Genomic DNA, 18,478 nt, shown 5'->3' on the forward strand with positions numbered 1-18,478 from the left:
CTTCCGCTTGTCTCAGGCCGCCTCGAACGCCCGCCGGATCAACGGCGCCGCCTTCTCCAGGTCCTCCACCGAAGCGATACGCACCTCCAGGTCCCCCGTCCCGAGATGCCCGACACCACGCATGTCCCGAGTGAAGCCATCCTCCAGCACGACCGTGTCCGGGTCGAGTCTGAGATAGACCAGGATCACCTGGTGCTTCGGACGGAACAGGACCGACGCCACGTTCACCAGCCTCCGGTAGGCGATGTAGTGCCGCAGTACCGCCACCTCGACCTCGCCCCACGCCGTCAGCGCCTCGTCCACCTCCGCGAACAGATCCCGCAGGCACTCCGGGACAAGACCAGCACCCGCCGGCGCAGGAACTACCGGGGCCGCCGCCGCGTCCTCGGCCGCCGCTTCCCGCGCGCGGCTCCGCCGAGACGCCGTGCTCGGCACGCCAGGCGAGGAGTCCACCAGCAGCAGGCTCAGCAGACCACCCTCGAAGACGCGGTAACGCACCAGGTCGATCCGTTCGGGCACCCGCTGCACGGCTACCCGGTCGTGGTGCGAGAAGCCGGCCGCGATACAGACCATCCGCGGACGCCGCCAGTCGACGGACTCGGCCGCCTCCGCGCCCAGTACCTTCCGGACGAGCGCCTCGAACTCGTGCTGCGCGGACTCCAGCCACGCCATGTAGGAGACGGCCTGCGACAGCACCCCGCTGTCAGAGCCCTTCTTGAACTCGATCACCACCGGACTGCCGTTCTCATCCAGCCCTAGCGTGTCGATCCGCCCCCGGTGCCACGGCCCGGTCGCGTACTCCGACGCCAGGAACCGGATACCGAGCATCTGCTCCAGACCGGCCTCGACCCGCCGCTGCAGTTCCACCTCCAGCGCCACTGTCGAACCGGACAGCTCGACATCCCGCCCGTCCGCGCCTTGCCGGAACAACATCAACTCGGCCATTAGCGCCTCCCCCTGTGATCTCTGCACGAAGACCAATCGCGGGAGGGCGCGGAGTATTCCGCCTGAGGAATTGCTGGGAATCAATACCTTGGTCTGATCTTGTCAGGGTGCTGGAGCGAACGCCGCGTGAGGCGAGTCCAATCGCCCTGGAAGTGATGGCGGATGGTGGGCAGGGCGGCAACCTCGTCGTCGCAGATGCGGATGTTGGTGGGGCACTCACCGTCGAGTTGGTCTGGACGGCGAGGCCAGTGCGGCTGGTGGAAGCGGCGATGGTCTGGAGCATGGCTTCGAAGCTGGTCCGAAGTCTGCCTCGCCAGTTCATGGTTCGTAACAGCGGTGCCGACCGGGTCGAGGCCATAGTTGGACTGCGATCAGCGTCAAGACGGCGCTCACTCTCCGGCTGCCTCAGGGAAGTGTCGTGCCAGGTTGAGGCTGCGAGGGCACGGCCGAGCCGGTGGTGAGGGCGGTCTGCTGGGCGAGTTTGCGGTAGCCAGTCTCGGTGAGCGCGCGCCAGGCGCGGTGGAATCCGAAGGCGGTCACCGCGCCGAGCAGCGTGGCGGCGCAGAGCACGAGCGGGCGATGGGCGAAGGAGTAGCGCAGCATGGTCAGGTCAGCAGTGAGGGTCAGGGCCATCGAGTTGAGAAACCATCCGCGGCAGATGCGCATGCGTGAGCGGGTGTAGTCGGCCCGTGCGGCCTGGGCAGGGTGGTCGACCAGGCGTAGGCGCGCTTGGGCATACGCGTTCTGAGAAGGGAAGTGCTGGGTGCGAAGGAGCCGACGCTGGTGGGTGAGGATCGCGTCAGCGGCTCGGTCGATAAGGATGCCCAGGGCGTAGGCGGCGGCGAGGGCCGCGCCCGCGACCAGGGACGAGTCCACTGCCGGGGCGAGTTTGCTCGCGGTGACGGGACCGACGAGCGCGATGAGGAGGAGAACCGCTGCGGTGAGCGTGCCGATACCCACCACGAGGACCTCGACGAACATCGCGGTGGCGGCCGCAAGGGCTGGGGGTTCTGGCTGTGTGGGGTTGCTCATAGTCCGTTTCCCCAGATCTGCGCCATATCGGCAAGCATGGATTCCGGTAGGTGGCTTCTGTCCCAGGCGCTTTTGAGGCTGAAGCGCGCATGGTGCAGCCGCTCGAAGATGATCAGACTCTCCGGCTGGCTGGCCAGCAGATAGCGACCGTGCTGCAAGAAGTGGACGCTGGTGGGGCCGTAGTCGGTGTAGGCCCGATCGAGACGCTCACGGAAGTTTTCGGTGAACTCGATGAGTTGTTCGCCGTAGGCGGCGCCGTCGGTGATGGTCCGGGACAGGACGTCGACGACGTCCCGGGAGAGGTCTCGGCTGTAGGGTTGGTTGGTGAACGTCCGGTAGAGCTGTTCGGCCACGCTGAGGAGACGGTTGGCTTGGACAAGATCGGGATGTTGCGCCATCGCTTCCACCCCCCGTTCGACTTCGAGGTCGTACAGCTCGACCAGTGCGATCAGACGGTACAGCGAGCGTCTGACATCGGCCGGGGGTTCGACGCCAGGCTTGTAGAGGAGCTCGTGGGACATGCTCGACCACAAGTCGACTGCCTTTGTGCGCAGTTGTATCTCGCACTCATATGGCACGCCGTCCGGGTCTTTCGCTCCGCCGACCATGAGGGCCTGGACGTGCAGGCGCGGGTAGCGCAGGCGGTCCACGTATTCGGGAGCGTCCCGCTCGTCCTGCACCTCGACGATGTCGAGGGACTCCTTGATGATGCTCAGAGCCGGGGTGAGTAGGCCTCTGTGGGGCACGACGACGCGCAGACCGGCTTTGTCGGTGATCTGCTTCCAGGGATCGGTGTACAGCTTGCGGTAGATCTTGGTCCTGAAGCTGCCGACCTCCTTGGCGCGAGAGGTCACGCTGCAGGAGATCCCTTCGCGGTCGATGCGGCTGCGGAGATGGGTCTCCGTGGCCTCGGCCGCTTCTCTGATACGCGGCAGCTCGCGCTGGTACCGCTGGAAGGCCTCGTCAGCGGTCAGGGGCATGTGGGACGCACCGGGAGGTCGGAGGGGAGGCCGCTGTTGCCGGGCATCACGTCTGCGCCATCGGGAGCGTGCGCGCGGTGCTGCCGGTTCGAGTCGGGGTGGCGAGGACGCTTTCGAGGCCAGGGATCGGTTCCGCCTGGGATGGCAGTTCCACGGGTTGGTCGGTCAGTTTGGGAGGACGGCCCGCCGCAGCGCCGCTACTGGTCTTGGCGAGGGTGTCCGTGACAGTGACCGTGGTCCGGCCGTCCCCGAGGCCCTTCACGGCCACGGTGCCATCCTGGACGGCTTCCAGTGGGGCGACGAGGAAGGCTCCGCTGGCCAGATCGAAACGCACCTTCTGCAGCCGGTTGCCGATGAGGTCGGTGTTCTTGTCGAAGGCGCGGACGGGAACGTCGTACGTCTGCATGAACTCGGCGAAGTCGTCCCGATGCGCTTCTTGGAGATGGGTTTCGATGAATGTTGCGGGGTCCAGAGTGTCAGCGGAACTCTGAAGCTCGACCATGATGGCCATCACGTAGTCCACGCGCACGTCGGAATCGGCATGCGCGAAGCGGGTATTGACCCACTCCATGGCTGCGTCGTGGAAGCGTCGGGTGAGCTCCCGGGGGTCCTTCTGATGCCGGCAACCCAGGAACCGCTCAAGGAAGAACTGGGCCACGTCCTTGCCTGATTTCTGGGGGTCGGCGGCCCAACCCTGAAGTCTCTGGCCAGCCATCCCCTCTTCGGAGAAGAGGGCCACCTTGTACACCTTGGACTTCTCGGTGAACAGCAGGTTGGCGAGATACTGCATGTCGAAGGTGCGCAGGCCGTCGGTGAAGATCGCGTTCGCCTGCATGCCGGTCTCATGTTCGAGCTTGACCATCAGCAGTGCCGGCTGGTTGTCGAGACGGGCGGCGGCAACCAGGAGGAGACCCGCCGAACTGGACCCGTTCTGGCTGTCACGCAGCGCGTGGGCCAGCTCTCCGGAGACCTCCACCAGATCCTGCTCGCCGCTCAGGAACGCCCGGACGGCGTCGGGTAGGCCGGACTTGAGTTCCGGATCCTCCACGACCTCGCGCGCCAGACGCCCGAGGACGTCACGGAGTTTTCCCTGTAGAGCCGTGCGCCCCCCTTCGTCGAGCTTGCAAGCCGTCTCGCTCAACTGGAGCGGTTGGGGTTCCTGCCCTCGGGGGCGCTGAGGTACCACATGGACGATGGCCCGTTCCAGGACAAGGTCACCGAAGTCGGTCCGCACATCCCACCCCAAGCATTCTCGCCCGTGCCCCAAGGCCGAGCGCCTACTGTCTCCAGCCCCACACAGCGGTCCGGAAAGTCTGTCGATCTTTCCTGCGCACATCCGTACGGTTCCACCATTCCGCACAGCCCATGGCAGGGCTCGTCAGCAGTCCTGTCTTTGTCACATGCCAGAAGACCGTGTCGCTCATCGTAGCGGGGCACGCTGGTGATCCGGATCGAGTGCCGATGATGGCTGAAGTCATGCGGTGTACGGCGTGTTCCTGTAGTAGGCGGGTATGTCCGGTGCGGGGCGTGCGGCAGGGACGTTGAGGTCGGCGGCGTGCGCCGAAGCTGGCGGTAGGCCCGATGCGGTCGGTCGTGCGCACTGGGCGAATGTGTCCCGTTGGGTGATCGAGATGGAGGCAGTCGTGAAGGTCGAATCGGTCGCCGTGACTTCTTCGAGGGCCTGGCGCAGGTCCGACGCCCTGGCGGCGAGAACCTCGAGCGTCTTGTCGACGTACCGCTGAACGGTGGCCGTGGAGATGACGAAGCCGGCCGCCAGGGCGGGCAGTGTCACGTTCATGCGCAGGTGCGCCAGCGCAAGTAGGGCCTGCTGGTAGTACTCCAGCTTCCCGCAGAGTGAGCGGTGGATCTCATCCCACAGAGACAGGAAGAAGACGGCCAATTAGCAGAGGCTTACGGTTCAGTCAAACGAGTCTCCACGTGTGACTCTCTCCGGCAGATGTCGACTTCCGGAGAGGGGAATTCAGTGACTCAGCAATTCATGAGCGCCAAAGAAACCGCGGAGTATCTGAACATGTCGGTCCCGTGGGTGTATCGCGAAGCCGCTCGAGCGGGGCTCGTTCCGTATAGGTTCGGGTACGGGCGGAACGCCAAGCTTCAGTTCAAGGTGACCGAGGTTCAGGCGTGGGTGAAGCAGCAGCGACTCTCAGGTTGCTGAGATCGCTTGATCGGGTGTGTAGGCCCTCTCCTGGTTCAGGGAGAGGGCCTTACGCGTTCAGGCGGCGAGGCCGAGGTCCAGGACCTGGGCGGCGCGGCCGATCGAGCCGGGCATGAGGTGGCGGTAGATCTTGAAGGTGATGTCGAGGCTGCGGTGGCCCATCCATTCCGCGACGTCGGTGATGGGGATGTTGTGGGTGAGGCAGTTGGAGGCGAAGAAGTGGCGGAAGCCGTAGACGACCATGCCTTCGGGGATCTCGACGAGGCCGTCTTTCTTGATGCGCTTCCACTGATTTCCGATGTAGTGGTTGGACAACGGGGTGGCCATGTCTCGCGGGCTTCGGAGCAGGTAGCCGTCGACGGTGCCGTACGTGTCCGCGTACCACTCGATTGACTGCTTGACCCGGGCCGGGAGCGGTACGTCGCGGTAGTCGCTGGCCTTGCGATGCTTGAGGGGCGCGTAGACCTTCGTGGTCTGGTTGACCTGCTCGGTGATCCGGTAAACGTCGTCGGCCACGATGTTGTTGATGTTTACGGCCAGCGCTTCCCCGTTGCGCATACCGCAGCCGCTCATCAGGTCGACGATGAGACGGAACACGTCGTCGCCGGCGGTGCGTATGCCATGGAGCTGGGAGGGAGAGGGGATGACGGCGCGCTTGGGGTCGTACTGCGGGGGCTTGACGCCGTCGAGCGGGTTGTCGTCGTAGAGGCCGAGCCGGTGGGCGTCCAGCAGGATCGACTTGAGTTTGTCGAAGACGTTGGACTGGGTGGCCAGGCCGACGCCGTTGCGTTCCATGGTCTGGATGAAGGACTCGACGACCTTGTGGTCGAAGGTGCCCATCCGGCGGCTCTGGAAAGCGGGGTAGAGGTGGTGGACGAGCAGTGAGTCGAGGTGTCGCAGGGAGCTGGGGCTGAGGTCGCGCTGGCCGGCCTTCCACTCGGTGACGTACTGCTCGAACTGCATCGGGCTGTATTTCTGGATGCGCTCGGCCTTGTGCTGGTTCTGCGGGTTGTTCTTCCGGGTCTGGTACACCTCGGCGAGGCGGGCCTTCGCCTTCTCCTGGGTGGAGAACCCGGATTCCTCGGCCTGTCGTCCGGCCGCGTTGCGGTAGCGAATCTTGTATTCATGCGGACACCTCGGCCATCGACTCTCGGGGTGCTCGCACTCCTTGAAGAGGCTCCCCATGCCGCGGACGAGGTTGATGGTGGCCATGTTTGTCGACTCCCGGACGTCTTGCTGACCTTTTGCTGACCCCGGATGGTCGATCAAGCCCCTGAGCTGGGAAGAAACGGCAAATCCATGCTATGTGGTGGAACTTCGTGGGCCGCACGGACGAGGAGATCCGCCAGGCGAGGGAGGACTGGATGTCCGGCTCCCGATTCGGCGAGGTGAAGGGCTACGACGGCGACAGCCTGGACGCCCCGGAGGTCCCGGCGGCCCACCTGAAGGCGCGGGGGAGGGTGCGCTGACCTGGTCTTTTCTCCTCGTGGTCGATGTCCGAAGGGGATTCGCTTGGCCATGCCTATGGCTTTCGATGTGCCGCCGGGAGGGGCGGTTTCGCAACCCCTCTTGGCGGCGCAGCCGGTGAGGCGTCTTTCTCGGGTGTGCTCGTGCGTGAGTAGGTCCGGTCAGCTGAATGCCGATCTTTTGCTGGCTTTGCTGACGATCCATCAGGTGTGTCGCGCGGGGGTCGGTGACTTCCTCGCCCGATGGTCGTACAGGCGATCTGGCATGCCTGGCCTGCAACCCCGGGACCGTGTCGATCATCGGACCGCCATGACGTCAGAGTCGGTGCCTGTGCATCATGAGCGGATGGAGAGCCCGGACGGGTTGCCCGTCGTGATGATCACAGCCGACCGGGGTTCGGACACCCTCGTATTGGTCAGGTCCGATGGATAGGAGGCGCGACTGCCGCCGCCCAGTACTCCAGCTGTAGATCGTGATCCTGCTGGCGGCGTCGCTGCGGGAACGCGTACGGCCACCATTGATCGTCGGTGCGTGAAGACAGAAGATCAGGTGGAGGTCGCAGGTCACGGCGTAGACCCTGCCCGCTGGCAGGAAGCATTCAAGGGCCTGATGAGCCGCATTGTCAGTGCGGTGCGCTTCACTGTCCGCCAAAGGAGCAGGCTCCATGCGCGATGCCGCTACTCCGCCTCGCTGTTGCATGCCGACCAGCGGTGGCACGGGTGCTGTCCGACGTGTCGCCCTGGCCCCGGCAAGGCGGTCGGATCCGGGCCGGGAGGGCATGGTGCTGCTGCCCGGCGGCGAGTTCCTCATGGGTGCCGAAGACGCGGAAGGGTTCGCGAACGACGGGGAGGGCCCGGTGCGGCGCGTGCGGCTCGCGCCGTTCCGGATCGACGCCTGCGCGGTGACCAACGAGCAGTTCGGGGCCTTCGTCGGCGCCACCGGGCACCGCACCGACGCCGAGCGGCTGGGCTGGTCGTATGTGTTCGCCGGGTTCCTGCCCGCCGCCCTGCGGCGCGACGCCCCGCGCCCGGAGCGCACCCCGTGGTGGTGCGGCGTCGAGGGCGCGGCCTGGGACAGTTCTGAAGGGCCGGGCAGCACACGGGACGGCCGAGAGACGCATCCGGTAGTGCAATGTGTCCCGGAACGACGCGGCAGCGTACGCGAGTTGGGCGGGAAAGCGGCTGCCGACCGAGGCGGAGTGGGAGTACGCCGCACGCGGCGGCCTGGAGCAGAAGCGTTATCTGTGGGGCGGCGAGCTCGACCCGGACGGCGCCTTCCACTGCAACATCTGGCGGGGGCAGTTCCCGGCGAAGAACACGGCCGAGGACGGCTACCGCGGCACCGCTCCCGCCGACGCCTTCGAACCCAATGGCTTCGGCCTGTTCGACAGGAAGGCTGCAGATCCGTTGTCGAGCGGTCCCATGCGCGCGGCCGTCGCCCAGTCTCCTGCCCGAAGCGGATGCTGGTGTCCATGAAGCCGGCGCGGGTGAGGAGCTGCACCGCCTCCCGGTCGGAGGCTTCTGCCTGCCTGGGTGATCGCAGGTGTCCGTTGAGCAGGTGCACGGGGAGCTTCGTCCAGTCCAGCTCGGGGAAGTCCAGCCCGATGTGTTGGCCTCGGCGAGAAAGCCCCGGGCCATGCCGGCCTGGCAACCGCCCGATGGAGCCGGCGGCGCCCGAGGAGTTCAAGGGAGTTGCCCCCTGAAGATTTCCAGCCGCGGGAGCGTTCGCCGTGACGCTGACCTGCGTCTCTAGGTAGCGGAGGTGTCCGTGACGTGGTTAGCCGGCGCGCGTCCTTCCATCCTTTCGAGTGGCGAGTGGCGAGTGGCGAGTGGCGAGTGGCGAGCGGCACTGCGGCGGCTCGGGCGGGTTCAGCCGGCGGCGTCTTGGAGCCGTTCGGGGTCGAGGACGGTGATGCGTCCGCGGGCCAGGTGGAGCAGCCCGTGGTCGGCATACTCGCGCAGCACCTTGGTGTAGGTCTCGCGAGAGGTGCCAGCGAGGGCCGCGAGCTGTTCGTGTTAGCCGCAGAGGTGCGTGCCGATCTTCAGGAACGCCTGGACCAGGGGGATCTGGGGGACGGCCGGGGAAACGATCTGGGAGGCGTAGTGGACGATCACCAGGTCGAGGGCGGGGGAGATGAAGAGGCGCTGGCCGTGGATGCCGCTGGCCATGAAGGAGCCGTAGGGGTCGTTGAGGATCCACCAGAGGTCGTGGTACGAGAGCGTGGCGGGCGCCTCGGGAGGTGCGGCGGGGAAGCGTACGCGGTGGGGGTAGCCGTCGGGGACGCCGGAGACGATGGTGGAGGCGACGGTTTCCGGGACGATCTGGCGGCCGCCGATCGCACCGCCGCAGCGGACCATCTCGCCCAGCCGGGCCAGGTCGCGGGCGGTGGCGCTGAATCCGCCGCAGGCGGCCTCGGAGCCTTCCGAGTCGAGGAGGTAGTACGCGTCTTCCTCGGCGCCGATGCGGGACCAGATCATCTCGGACAGCAGGGACGAGGTGGTGGTGCCGGTGACGCGGCGCAGGACCTCGGCGAGGGCCTCGACGTTGCCGTTCTCGTACCGGAATCCACTACCCGGCTCGGCGGTCGCCCGGGCGGTGGCGAGGTGCTCGCGGATCGTGGCCGGCCCGGTGTAGCCGTAGGGGCGCAGTTGGGGGGCGAGGACGGCGAAGTAGCGCTGCGCTTCGAGTGCCTTGTCGTACGGGCGGCCCGCGTAGCTCATCTGCGTGCCCATGTGGAGGAGGTGGTCGACCTGGGCGTCTCCGAAGGCGGTGCCGCCGAGCTCGGGGACGATTTTGGCGACCTGGACGCCGCGGTCGAGCTGCCCTTCGTGGGCGAGGACCGCGGCGACGAGGCCGAGGTAGGACTTGGCGGCTGAGGCGTTGAAGTGCGGGACATGAGGCTCGTACCCGTGGAGGTACTCCTCGTGCACGAGCAGGCCGCGGTGCATGACCAGCAGGGCGTCGGTCTCGGCCCGGGCGAGCAGCTCCGTGAGCGTGAGGGAACCACCATGCGGTCCGGTGAACGCGAGGCCGTCGAGGGCGCCGGCCGACGCGGTCGGCAACGCGGACGCGCCGCCGGAGCCGCGCCAGACACGGCGACTCGGAACGAGTTCCCGACTGGAGGTCGTGTGCCGTCGAGCCCAGGACGGATCGGTGTATCCCCGTGCCCACACAAGATCGGCCAATGGGGGAATGCCAGTCATGCGTCCGCTCCGCTCTTTCGGTCGTGCGCCTACTGGGCTCGATACCGTACACCGTGTCTGGTAACTCGACCATGCGCGTCAGGCGAAGAGCAATGCGGCCGCGTGGTGCAGGCGCGGTTCAGGGGGTGAGGTCGAGGGCTCCCGGGGCGTCGGACGGGGCGAGTCCGGTGGCCCACACGCGGCCGTAGACCGACAGGTCGCGCAGATGTGCGGTGATCTCGGCGGCGCTGTAGCCGGTGTCGTTCTCCACCCACCAGGTGAGCAGGCCGATGAGCTCGCCGGTCCAGGCGCGGGCGACGACGTCGAGGGGGATCCGTGGTGTCACCCCGAGCTGCTCGGTCCGCGTGCGGAAGGCGGCTTCGGCGTGGGTGCAGATGAGGTCCGTGAATTCTCGTAGGGCCCGCCCGTCGCCCTCGCCCCGCAGGACGACCCGGTAGACGGGCTTCTCCTGCTCGGCGTGCTCGAAGATGTACTTCACCGGCAGCCCGGTGAACCCCTCCGCGTGCGCCTGCCGGACCGCCGGCAGGAGGCGGTCCCGGTCCTCGGCGAGGTCGCGGACGATGCCGACCAGGAGGTCCTCCTTGTCGCGGTAGTGAGCGTAGAAGGTGGCCCGGCCGACGTCGGCGCGCTCGGTGATCTCCTCGACCGTGATCGCGTGGAACCCCCTCTCCAGGACCAGTTCGACCAGGGCCTGGCGCAGCGCGGCCCGCGTCCTGCGGACGCGGCGGTCTTCCGCGGGCTTCATGTCCACTTCGTTTCCTTCTCGTCCGAACCGTTGACCTGACCCTAACGCTGCCTTTACGTTGCCGCACACCAAGCTTGCTACTGAACAGACTGTTCGGAAACTCTGGAGGTGCGATGAACTTCGGGCGGTACGTACGCCGGACTGCCGGCCACCAACCCGACGCCGAGGCGGTGGTCTGCGGAACCGCGCGGCTGACGTACGCGGAACTCGACGACCACAGCGACCGGCTCGCGACGGCGCTGCGTGCCCTCGGCCTGAGCCGGGGCGACCGGGTTGCGACCCTCGCAGGCAACCGCGCGGAACTGGTCGTCACGGAAGTCGCTCTCTACAAGGCCGGCTTGGCCCGGGCGCCGATCAACGCCAGACTCGGCACCGCCGAGGTGGCCCACCTGCTCGCGGAGTCGGACGCACGGGTGCTGTTGACGGACGCGGCCCATCTGGACATCGCCCGCGCCGCGGTCTCCGGTACGGGGGTGAAGACCGTCCTCGGCTACGACGGCCCGAGCGATCTCGGTCCGGGCTACGCCGAGACCCTCGCGGGCACCGAGCCGGAACCCGTCGAGACGGAGTGCGACGAGGGCGACATCGCCGTACTGCACTTCACCTCGGGCTCCACCGGCAAACTCAAGGCGGCGGTCCAGACCTACGGCAACCGGCTCGCCCTGATGCGCAAGTCCGTGATGAGCGCCGGCACCCGGGTCGGCCCCGGAGACCGGCAGATCCTGGCCGGACCCGTCACCCACGCCTCCGGCATGCCGCTGATGGGCATCTTCTTCGCCGGCGGCTGCGCGATAGTGCTGTCCCGATGGGACGCCGAGGAGTTCCTCGCCACCATCCAGCGCGAGCGCGCCACCCACGCCTTCGTCGTCCCGACGATGGTCAACACCGTCCTCGCGCTGCCGGACGCCCGCGCCTACGACCTCTCCACCCTGCGCCAGCTGATCTACGGCGCCGCGCCGATGTCACCGGCCCGGATCAGGGCCGCCTGGGACCTCTTCGGCCCCGTTCTCTCCCAGGGATACGGGTGCGGCGAGACGACCTCCGGCGTGCTGTTCCTCTCCACGGAGGACCACCGGCGGGCGATCGAGGGCGAGGACGAGGAGCTGCTGCTGTCCTGCGGCCGGCCGCTCGCCGAGGCCGAGGTCGCCATCGTCGACGACAGCGGACAGCACGTCGCCGACGGAGAGATCGGAGAGATCGCCGTCCGCGGCCCCGACGTCGTTCCCGGCTACCACAACGAGCCGGACCTCACCGCGCAGACCTTCCGGGACGGCTGGTTCCTCACCGGTGACCTCGCCCGCCGCCGGTCCGACGGCTACGTCTTCATCGTCGACCGCAAGAAGGACATGATCGTCTCCGGCGGGTTCAACATCTACGCCGTCGAGGTCGAAGCGGTCCTGCACCAGCACCCCGACGTCCATGAGGCCGCCGTCGTCGGCGTCCCCGACGAGCAGTGGGGCGAGACCGTCAAGGCGGTCGTCGTGACGCGCGACGGCGCCACCCTCACGGAGGCCGACCTCATCGACTTCTGTGCCGAGCACCTGGCCCGCATGAAGAAGCCCCGCTCGGTCGACTTCGTCGCGGCCCTGCCCCACAACCCCAACGGCAAGATCGACCGCCGCGCCATCCGCGACCGCTACTGGGCGGGCGCCGAGCGCCGCGTCAACTGAACAGGACCCCTGGCATGCCCTTCACCCTCGAACCCTCCTACGACGACAACCCGCGCCTCCAGGACCTCGTCGTACGCCTGCGCGCCTACCTGGCCGACGAGCTCATCCCGTACGAGCGCGAGCACGGCATCACCGCGGAGACGAAGCTCGACCGCACCACGCTGGAACACGTCTGGAAGCGCAGCGCGGAACTCGGCTTCTACGGCATCAGCCTGCCCCCCGAGCTCGGTGGCCAGGGCCTGAGCTTCTACGAACTGTGTGCCCTCAAGGAGGAGCTGACCGCCTCCGGTGCCGCTCTCTCCCACTCGGTGCTCGGCGACATGGGCGGTCCGCTGCGGGTCGGCGCGATCGTGAAGTACGCCACCGAGGAACAGCGGGAGCGCTACCTGATGCCCGTCGTCCGGGGCGAGCGGGCGTGCTGCTTCTCCATCACAGAAGAGGACGCGGGCTCCGACGTGCGCCGCATGACGACCACCGCCACCCCGGACGGGGACACCTACGTCCTCAACGGCAAGAAGGTGTTCAGCTCGGCCGCCCCCTTCGCGGACTTCGCGATCGTCGTCGCCCGCATGGCCGGCACCGAGGAGGCGTACAGCGCGTTCCTCGTCGACCTGGACACCCCCGGCTGCACGGTTCTCGACGGCGAAGTCCCCATGTCCGGACAGCAGATGGAAGGCGACCTCGTCTTCGAGAACTGCCGGATCCCCGCCGGCAACCTCCTCGGTGAGGTCGGACAGGGCCTGCGCATCGGCATCGGCCGCATCACCCTCAACCGCCTGCTGCACTGCCCGTCCCTCATCGGCGCCGCCCGCCGCGCCTGGGACCTGTCGGTCGAGTACGCCATGAACCGCGTCGTCTTCGGCCAGCCGCTCCTCGCCCACCAGGCGATCCACCACAAGATCGCCGAGATGGCCACCGAGATCTACGCCGCCCGCGCGATGGTGATGGCCACCGCCGCGAAGGCCGACCGGGGAGACAACGTCTCCGTCGAGGCCAACATGTGCAAGCTCTTCACCTCCGAGGCGTCGTTCCGCGTCGCCGACCAGGCGGTCCAGATCCATGGCAAGGCCGGCCTGACCAGGGGGAACGAGGTCGAGCAGATCTTCCGCAGCCTGCGGATGTTCCGGATCGTCACCGGAACCACCGAGATCCACAAGAACGCTATCGCCAAGGGCCTGATCTGACCGACCCCTTGGTGCCCAGGGCGGTGCCGTGGGCCCCCGCTTCGGCGAGCGGGTCCGCGGCCACGGGGACAACCGCCCACCTGTACGACCCCCTGCTCCACCCGCATCCGCAGGAGTCGCCCCATGGCACCCCGTACCGCCGCCGCGCAGTCCCAGCACATCGTCGCCCCGGCACCCGACCGCCGCAGAGCCTGGCTGATCACGGCGATGATCGTGGCCTTCATGGTCATCAACTACGCCGACAAATCGGTCCTCGGCCTCGCCGCCGTCCCGATCATGGAGGAACTCGAGCTCAGCAACAGCACCTACGGCCTGATCTCCAGCTCCTTCTTCTTCCTCTTCAGCATCTCCGGACTCCTCGTGGGATTTGTCTCCACCCGGATCTCCAGCAGGGTGCTCTTGCTCGTCATGACCGTGTTGTGGGCCGTGGCCCAGCTCCCGGTCCTCGTGGTGGCCACGGTCCCGACCCTGATGGCCGGCCGCATCCTGCTCGGCGCCGCCGAGGGACCGGCCGCGTCCATGTCCATGCACGCTCTCTACAAGTGGTTCCCGCCGGAGCGCCGCGCCCTGCCCTCGGCCCTCCAGATCGGCGGGGCGGCCCTGGGCACGCTCATCGCGGCGCCCGTGGTCACCTGGCTGATCGACGGCTTCGGCTGGCGCTCGGCCTACGCCGTCCTGGCGGTCGTCAGCGCCTGCTGGGCGCTGGTGTGGTGGCGCGTGGGCCACGACGGACCGTACGACCACAAGCACACGGCCACCGGATCCAGCGGGCTTCGGCTGCCGTACCGCAAGATCCTGCTCACCGGCACCGTGCTCGGCAGCATCGCCAGCGCCTTCGGAGCGGCATGGGCACTGTCCCTCAGCCATGCCTGGCTGCCCGCCTACCTCAGGACGCAACTGGACATGTCGGCGGCGGCCTCCGCGACCGCCATCAGCGTCATCTCCGGCTTCGGACTGGTGCTGCTGCTTGCGGTCTCCCCGTTCGTCGACGCACTGAAATCCCGCGGCGTGAGCAGCCGTTGGTCCAGCGGGGCGGCACAGAGCATCGCCGTGTGCGCGGCGGGGTGCGCGATGGCGGCGTTCCCCTTCGTCGACGCGTCCGGTCCGCGGCTCATACTGATCGCGCTGGCCTTCGGCGGCACCGCGATCGCCATCCCCCTCCATTACATGACGACCGCGCAGGTCGTCCCTCCTGCCCAGCGCGGCGCCGTCTTCGGCATCGTCGCCGGTCTCGGCACCCTGCCGGGCCTCGTGGCACCGTTCCTCACCGGCCACCTCATCGACACGGCCGATACCCCGGCCGCCGGCTACACCACCGCCTTCCTCGCCGCCGGCGCGGTCATGCTAGCGGCCGGCGCTTTCGCGCTGGCGGCCGTCCGCCCGGAGCGGGACGCACGACGCTTGGGGCTCGGCACCGGGCCCCACCCCTGATGCGCGTTGCGGAAGGGCGTGTTCGGGCGGGTGGGGAGCGTTTTGGCGACTCGCTGTCCACGCTCGCGAACGAGCCCGCGCTTCCTGAGAGGTTGCTGCGCCTCCCGGGGTTGTCGAACCCCAGGCCTGCCCGTCGCCCTCCGTGTCGGACCGTCCAGCCTGCGGCGGCGCCGTTGGCCGAGGCGAAGGGAGGTGCCGCTGCCGGTGAGCTGGTGCAACCGTCTCGTATGCGCGGAGCCCCTGCCTCATCCTCTGCTGATCTCACTGTCCGTGATGTGGTCCGAGCCCGCGGCGCGACCCCCTCGCGGATACGGCACCGAACTCTCGCCCCGCGAACAGCAGGTCGCCGAACTCCTCGCCCGCAGCTCCACCGACCACGACATCGCCCAGACGCTCTTCCTGTCCCCGCGGACGGTCGAGAGACACGTCGCCAACGTCCTGAAGAAGCTGGGCACCGACAGGAAGGAGATGAGCACCACCAACTCGCCTGGCGGTCAGGTTCGGTGACCGACTGACGGACCTCCTTAGGTAGGCGATCGTGAACACCCGGCTCATCGAGGTGGTCCGAGAAAGGGAAGTGGAGGCACCTCGCGCCGGGCCGGCCCGCTGGTGCGGGCGCGACCGGGCGAGGAGGGAAAGCGGCGTGACCGAGGCGGACGGCCGCCCCGGGCACGGTGTGGCTAGGAGGACTTCGGCCATGTGTACCTCCCCGCCCAGTGGGCCCAGGCCACGAGGACCATCAGGACGGCCGCCATCCCGCCCAGCACCATCACCATGGAGGGCGAGGAACGGTCGAGGACGGCCCCTCCCACCAGGGCCCCGATGGAGATGGTGGCCTGGAAGGAGGAGGTGAAGAGGACAGAGGACGCCTCGGGGGAGTCGGGGGCGGTCTTGGAGAACCACGTCTGGGAGCAGACCGGGACGGCACCGTAGGCGACGCCCCAGACGACCAGCAGCGCCACCGCGCCGGCGTCCGACTGTCCCAGGACGGGCAGGAGCAGGGTCGCGGCGGCGATCAGGGCCGCCGCCGCGGCGAAGGTGGACCGTGGATAGCGGCCCACCGTGGATCCGCCGAGGAAGTTGCCGGCGATGCCGGCCGCACCGTAGACAAGCAGGTAGATCGTGACGAGACCCGAACCGACGTGGGTCACCTGCTCCAGGAAGGGGGTGACGTACGTGTACGTGCCGAAGTGGGCGAGCACGACGAGGAAGGTCGTGATCAGGGCGAAGCGGGTGTTGACGCCTCGGAGCATGCCGCCGAGGACATCGAGGCGCGTCGCCTGGCCGGAAGGGAGGGGTGGGACGACTACGAGGAGCAACACGAGGACGGCCAGCGTGAAGCCGCCCATGACGAGGAACGCCGTACGCCAGCCCGCGATGTCGCCGATGAACGTGCCCAGCGGTACTCCGAGTACGGAGCCGAGCGGTACGGCGGAGAAGATCAGCGAGGTTGCGCGGCCCACGGACTTCGCGGGAACCAGCTGACCGGCGAGTCCGGCCCCGATGGACCAGAAGCCGCCGATGGTGACGCCCACCATGACGCGGGAGATCAGGACCAGCCAGTAGCCCGACGCGACGGCGGCCAGGAAGTTGGCCAGCGACAGCAGAAGGATGAACACGCCCAGCATGACCCGCCGGTCGATACGTCCTGTGGCCACCGTGACCACAGGGGCCGAGACCGCGGCGAGGAATCCTGGCGTGGTCATCATGAGACCAGCCATTCCGTCCGAAATGGTGAAACTCGATCCGATCGACGTGAGAAGGCCGATCGGAAGGATTTCGGTCGTGACGATGGAGAAGATCCCCAGCATTACCGAAATGACGGCCAGCCAGGATTTGAAAGGCGTGCGGTCCGGCGATGCGGGAGATTGGACAGAAGGGGTGGTTGCTGTGGACATGAATCCCGTCCTGAGTTGGGCATCACATGGAGAGTGTGACCTCTAGTCCAGCAGCAACGGGCATCATCTTCTGGCAGATTCCCGACACCAACAACCGGCCGCATGAGATGCCGAGAGTGGCCGGGGTGCGCACGCGGAGTCACCCACCTGTTCCAGTGTTTCCGCAGTTCATAGGGCTGCTCCAGAGGTCGGAGGGGACTGGCCGCGCCGACGCGGCGCACGGAAGGCCCTGCTTGATCCGCGACGACTTAGCCAAGTCGAGAAACCGTCCGCCCAGGAAGGTCGTCGAGTGACGGTTCACGTCGCAAACCTGCTGGACGGCGACTCGATTCGATGTTGTTCTGGTTCTCCCGCGTCGCATACCGTGCCGATGCGCTGCCGCGGTGGACGCGTCGGTCCGACGAGACCGTCAATTTGAATTGAGGATCCGACAGAACGTGCAGGAGAAGGCGGTGGGAATCGACCGCGACGGTGTCGCCGCACAGAGGAGAGAGGCGCAGCGCAGGTACGACGCCAGTACGCTGCGGTATTGCTTCGACCTGGTCATGCGACGTGAACAGTGAGAGAAGTACGCCAAGGAATGGCAGCGCGTACTCGACGAGATGACCGATCGCGGCATCGAACGCTACCTCCCCGTCGACGAGAAGATCTGACGGGGCGGCACCGTCCGCACCCAGCTGTCGCGCACGGCGCACCCGGCGCCGGGGCACCCGAAAGACCACGCCAACGACGAGGGGCCCTGCCCTGTCGCACCCGCTGGCCAGCTATTTCACCCTCCAGCGCGGGGATGAAAGAGGTTCAGTTGACTAAGGTTTGTCCCGTAAAGATCTTCGAGTGGGTGAGTCCGTGACCGCCTGCTGTCCGATCTGCTCGCCTATCCAGCGAGGGCGAGGTTGTGCAGGCAGGCGACTCCACTCATCGCGTGATGGACGCCGTCGCCCTTCAAGCGGCAGTCGCGGAGGATCTTCCAGCTCTTCATGCGGGCGAAGGCGTGCTCGACGCGGGCACGGCCCTGGCGATGGGAAGTGTTGTGCTCTTCTTTCCAGGCGGTCAGTTCGCTCTGCCCGCGCTCGCGGCGGTGCGGGATGACCAGGCCGGTGCCCCGGTAGCTGCCGTCGGCGATCACGGTGGTGCGGCCGACGGCGTCCTTGGCTCCGGACAATGCCCACGCCTTGCAGTCGTTGCGGTTCCCGGGCAGAGGCCGACCGACCACAACGACGAGCCGGGTATCAGCATCGATGACGACCTGATGGTTGGTGGAGTAGCGGTAGTTCTTCGACTGCTCGGCCATCGTGTGATCGCGGGTGGGGACCAGGGTTCCATCGACGATGAGCACGGTGTCCTTGCGGAACCGTCGTCGGGGCCTGAGCGCGAGCAGGGGACAGAGGTGGCGGATGATGCGGTCAGCCGCGGACTTCGAAACGCCGAACAGCGGTGCCAGCTGCCGCAACGTCAGGTTGGTGCGCCAGTACGCTGTGACCAGCAGCACTCGGTCCTCCAGCGGCAGGCTCCACGGCCGACCTCTGCGGACTGCGTCCGCCCCTTCACGCCGCAGCTGTCTCAACAACGTCCCGAAGCCGCGGGGGCTCAGCCCGGTGAACGGGGGTATCCAGGACGGCTGCGACGCCGTGATCACAGCAGCCACGGCCGGATCCTCACATGCTTCCCGCCGGTGCCGGCCTGCTGATCACCACGTGCTCAAGACGCCGCGCGACCCGGTACTCAGGACGTACACCAACCCCGTGCA

General features: G+C 67.5%; 17 protein-coding genes and 3 pseudogenes. 8 read left to right on the forward strand and 12 right to left on the reverse strand.

What is annotated here, in order from left to right; genetic code table 11:
* Window positions 1-12: 12 nt before the first annotated feature.
* From ACN9M0_RS32995 to ACN9M0_RS33020, 6 genes and pseudogenes are all read right to left on the reverse strand, one after another.
* A complete protein-coding gene (locus ACN9M0_RS32995) occupies window positions 13-945 on the reverse strand; it encodes a DUF5655 domain-containing protein (protein ID WP_366041240.1) in 933 nt (310 codons plus the stop codon).
* Window positions 946-1,082: 137 nt separating this feature from the next.
* Window positions 1,083-1,270, reverse strand: a pseudogene (locus ACN9M0_RS33000) (ISAzo13-like element transposase-related protein); the annotation flags it as partial.
* Window positions 1,271-1,350: 80 nt separating this feature from the next.
* Window positions 1,351-1,977 carry a hypothetical protein gene (locus ACN9M0_RS33005; RefSeq protein ID WP_366041241.1) on the reverse strand — a complete coding sequence of 209 codons (627 nt, stop codon included), beginning with the start codon at window positions 1,975-1,977 and terminating at the stop codon, window positions 1,351-1,353.
* Window positions 1,974-2,957, reverse strand: a complete 984-nt coding sequence (locus tag ACN9M0_RS33010) for a hypothetical protein (protein ID WP_366041242.1) — start codon at window positions 2,955-2,957, stop codon at window positions 1,974-1,976. Before ACN9M0_RS33010 ends, ACN9M0_RS33005 begins: the two co-directional genes overlap by 4 nt.
* Window positions 2,958-3,003: 46 nt before the next feature.
* Entirely contained in the window at window positions 3,004-4,098 is a 1,095-nt protein-coding gene (locus ACN9M0_RS33015; RefSeq protein ID WP_399701830.1) for a nucleoid-associated protein, read from the reverse strand.
* A gap of 333 nt (window positions 4,099-4,431) precedes the next feature.
* Window positions 4,432-4,857, reverse strand: a complete 426-nt coding sequence (locus tag ACN9M0_RS33020; RefSeq protein WP_366041244.1) for a helix-turn-helix domain-containing protein — start codon at window positions 4,855-4,857, stop codon at window positions 4,432-4,434.
* A 99-nt stretch (window positions 4,858-4,956) separates the two neighbouring features.
* On the opposite strand from ACN9M0_RS33020, the gene ACN9M0_RS33025 reads away from it, so the two are divergent.
* Complete coding sequence (locus tag ACN9M0_RS33025) at window positions 4,957-5,133, forward strand: helix-turn-helix domain-containing protein (RefSeq protein ID WP_366041245.1); 177 nt, start codon at window positions 4,957-4,959, stop codon at window positions 5,131-5,133.
* A 57-nt stretch (window positions 5,134-5,190) separates the two neighbouring features.
* On the opposite strand, the gene ACN9M0_RS33030 is transcribed toward ACN9M0_RS33025, so the two are convergent.
* Complete coding sequence (locus tag ACN9M0_RS33030; protein WP_426404711.1) at window positions 5,191-6,345, reverse strand: tyrosine-type recombinase/integrase; 1,155 nt, start codon at window positions 6,343-6,345, stop codon at window positions 5,191-5,193.
* Window positions 6,346-6,437: 92 nt separating this feature from the next.
* Between ACN9M0_RS33030 and ACN9M0_RS33035 the strand changes: the two are divergent.
* Both ACN9M0_RS33035 and ACN9M0_RS33040 read left to right on the forward strand, forming a co-directional pair.
* A pseudogene (locus ACN9M0_RS33035) lies at window positions 6,438-6,602 on the forward strand (pirin family protein); the annotation flags it as partial.
* Window positions 6,603-7,264: 662 nt separating this feature from the next.
* Window positions 7,265-7,988: pseudogene (locus ACN9M0_RS33040) on the forward strand (SUMF1/EgtB/PvdO family nonheme iron enzyme); the annotation flags it as partial.
* A 480-nt stretch (window positions 7,989-8,468) separates the two neighbouring features.
* Here ACN9M0_RS33040 and ACN9M0_RS33045 read toward each other — a convergent pair.
* The 3 genes from ACN9M0_RS33045 to ACN9M0_RS33055 all read right to left on the reverse strand — a co-directional run bounded on the left by ACN9M0_RS33045 (window position 8,469) and on the right by ACN9M0_RS33055 (window position 10,548).
* On the reverse strand, window positions 8,469-8,564 hold the full coding sequence (locus tag ACN9M0_RS33045; RefSeq protein ID WP_399701834.1) for a hypothetical protein: 96 nt from the start codon (window positions 8,562-8,564) through the stop codon (window positions 8,469-8,471).
* Between the two features lie 51 nt (window positions 8,565-8,615).
* Complete coding sequence (locus ACN9M0_RS33050) at window positions 8,616-9,662, reverse strand: serine hydrolase domain-containing protein (RefSeq protein WP_426404712.1); 1,047 nt, start codon at window positions 9,660-9,662, stop codon at window positions 8,616-8,618.
* Between the two features lie 259 nt (window positions 9,663-9,921).
* Entirely contained in the window at window positions 9,922-10,548 is a 627-nt protein-coding gene (locus tag ACN9M0_RS33055; protein WP_426404713.1) for a TetR/AcrR family transcriptional regulator, read from the reverse strand.
* Window positions 10,549-10,661: 113 nt separating this feature from the next.
* Between ACN9M0_RS33055 and ACN9M0_RS33060 the strand changes: the two genes are divergently transcribed.
* The 4 genes from ACN9M0_RS33060 to ACN9M0_RS33075 all read left to right on the forward strand — a co-directional run bounded on the left by ACN9M0_RS33060 (window position 10,662) and on the right by ACN9M0_RS33075 (window position 15,340).
* Window positions 10,662-12,218 carry a long-chain fatty acid--CoA ligase gene (locus ACN9M0_RS33060; RefSeq protein ID WP_399701839.1) on the forward strand — a complete coding sequence of 519 codons (1,557 nt, stop codon included), beginning with the start codon at window positions 10,662-10,664 and terminating at the stop codon, window positions 12,216-12,218.
* A gap of 14 nt (window positions 12,219-12,232) precedes the next feature.
* Complete coding sequence (locus ACN9M0_RS33065; RefSeq protein ID WP_399701842.1) at window positions 12,233-13,402, forward strand: acyl-CoA dehydrogenase family protein; 1,170 nt, start codon at window positions 12,233-12,235, stop codon at window positions 13,400-13,402.
* A gap of 123 nt (window positions 13,403-13,525) precedes the next feature.
* Complete coding sequence (locus tag ACN9M0_RS33070) at window positions 13,526-14,833, forward strand: MFS transporter (RefSeq protein WP_426404714.1); 1,308 nt, start codon at window positions 13,526-13,528, stop codon at window positions 14,831-14,833.
* Window positions 14,834-15,106: 273 nt separating this feature from the next.
* Window positions 15,107-15,340 (forward strand): response regulator transcription factor, encoded by a 234-nt coding sequence (locus ACN9M0_RS33075; protein ID WP_426404715.1) that lies wholly within the window; start codon window positions 15,107-15,109, stop codon window positions 15,338-15,340.
* A 173-nt stretch (window positions 15,341-15,513) separates the two neighbouring features.
* Here ACN9M0_RS33075 and ACN9M0_RS33080 read toward each other — a convergent pair whose 3' ends face one another.
* Window positions 15,514-16,644, reverse strand: coding sequence for an MFS transporter (locus ACN9M0_RS33080; RefSeq protein WP_426404716.1), 1,131 nt, complete (start codon window positions 16,642-16,644; stop codon window positions 15,514-15,516).
* Here ACN9M0_RS33080 and ACN9M0_RS33085 point away from each other — a divergent pair.
* Complete coding sequence (locus ACN9M0_RS33085; protein WP_366041262.1) at window positions 16,532-16,777, forward strand: hypothetical protein; 246 nt, start codon at window positions 16,532-16,534, stop codon at window positions 16,775-16,777. The two genes, ACN9M0_RS33080 and ACN9M0_RS33085, sit on opposite strands and share 113 nt — an antisense overlap.
* Before the next feature lie 828 nt (window positions 16,778-17,605).
* On the opposite strand, the gene ACN9M0_RS33090 is transcribed toward ACN9M0_RS33085, so the two are convergent.
* Window positions 17,606-18,376: a transposase gene (locus tag ACN9M0_RS33090; RefSeq protein ID WP_366041254.1), complete on the reverse strand. Its 771-nt coding sequence runs from the start codon at window positions 18,374-18,376 to the stop codon at window positions 17,606-17,608.
* Between the last annotated feature and the right edge of the window lie 102 nt (window positions 18,377-18,478).

The sequence above is a fragment of the Streptomyces sp. R-07 genome (genome assembly GCF_049913175.1).
GTDB lineage: Bacteria > Actinomycetota > Actinomycetes > Streptomycetales > Streptomycetaceae > Streptomyces.

Excerpts from the sequence above, each read along its gene's own strand:
- ACN9M0_RS33075 (WP_426404715.1), top strand. The coding sequence starts at position 15,107 with ATGTGGTCCGAGCCCGCGGCGCGACCCCCTCGCGGATACGGCACCGAA.
- ACN9M0_RS33025 (WP_366041245.1), top strand. The coding sequence starts at position 4,957 with ATGAGCGCCAAAGAAACCGCGGAGTATCTGAACATGTCGGTCCCGTGG.
- ACN9M0_RS33005 (WP_366041241.1), bottom strand. The coding sequence starts at position 1,977 with ATGAGCAACCCCACACAGCCAGAACCCCCAGCCCTTGCGGCCGCCACC.
- ACN9M0_RS33065 (WP_399701842.1), top strand. The coding sequence starts at position 12,233 with ATGCCCTTCACCCTCGAACCCTCCTACGACGACAACCCGCGCCTCCAG.
- ACN9M0_RS33010 (WP_366041242.1), bottom strand. The coding sequence starts at position 2,957 with ATGCCCCTGACCGCTGACGAGGCCTTCCAGCGGTACCAGCGCGAGCTG.
- ACN9M0_RS33030 (WP_426404711.1), bottom strand. The coding sequence starts at position 6,345 with ATGGCCACCATCAACCTCGTCCGCGGCATGGGGAGCCTCTTCAAGGAG.
- ACN9M0_RS33080 (WP_426404716.1), bottom strand. The coding sequence starts at position 16,644 with ATGCTGGGGATCTTCTCCATCGTCACGACCGAAATCCTTCCGATCGGC.
- ACN9M0_RS33070 (WP_426404714.1), top strand. The coding sequence starts at position 13,526 with ATGGCACCCCGTACCGCCGCCGCGCAGTCCCAGCACATCGTCGCCCCG.
- ACN9M0_RS32995 (WP_366041240.1), bottom strand. The coding sequence starts at position 945 with ATGGCCGAGTTGATGTTGTTCCGGCAAGGCGCGGACGGGCGGGATGTC.
- ACN9M0_RS33060 (WP_399701839.1), top strand. The coding sequence starts at position 10,662 with ATGAACTTCGGGCGGTACGTACGCCGGACTGCCGGCCACCAACCCGAC.
- ACN9M0_RS33055 (WP_426404713.1), bottom strand. The coding sequence starts at position 10,548 with ATGAAGCCCGCGGAAGACCGCCGCGTCCGCAGGACGCGGGCCGCGCTG.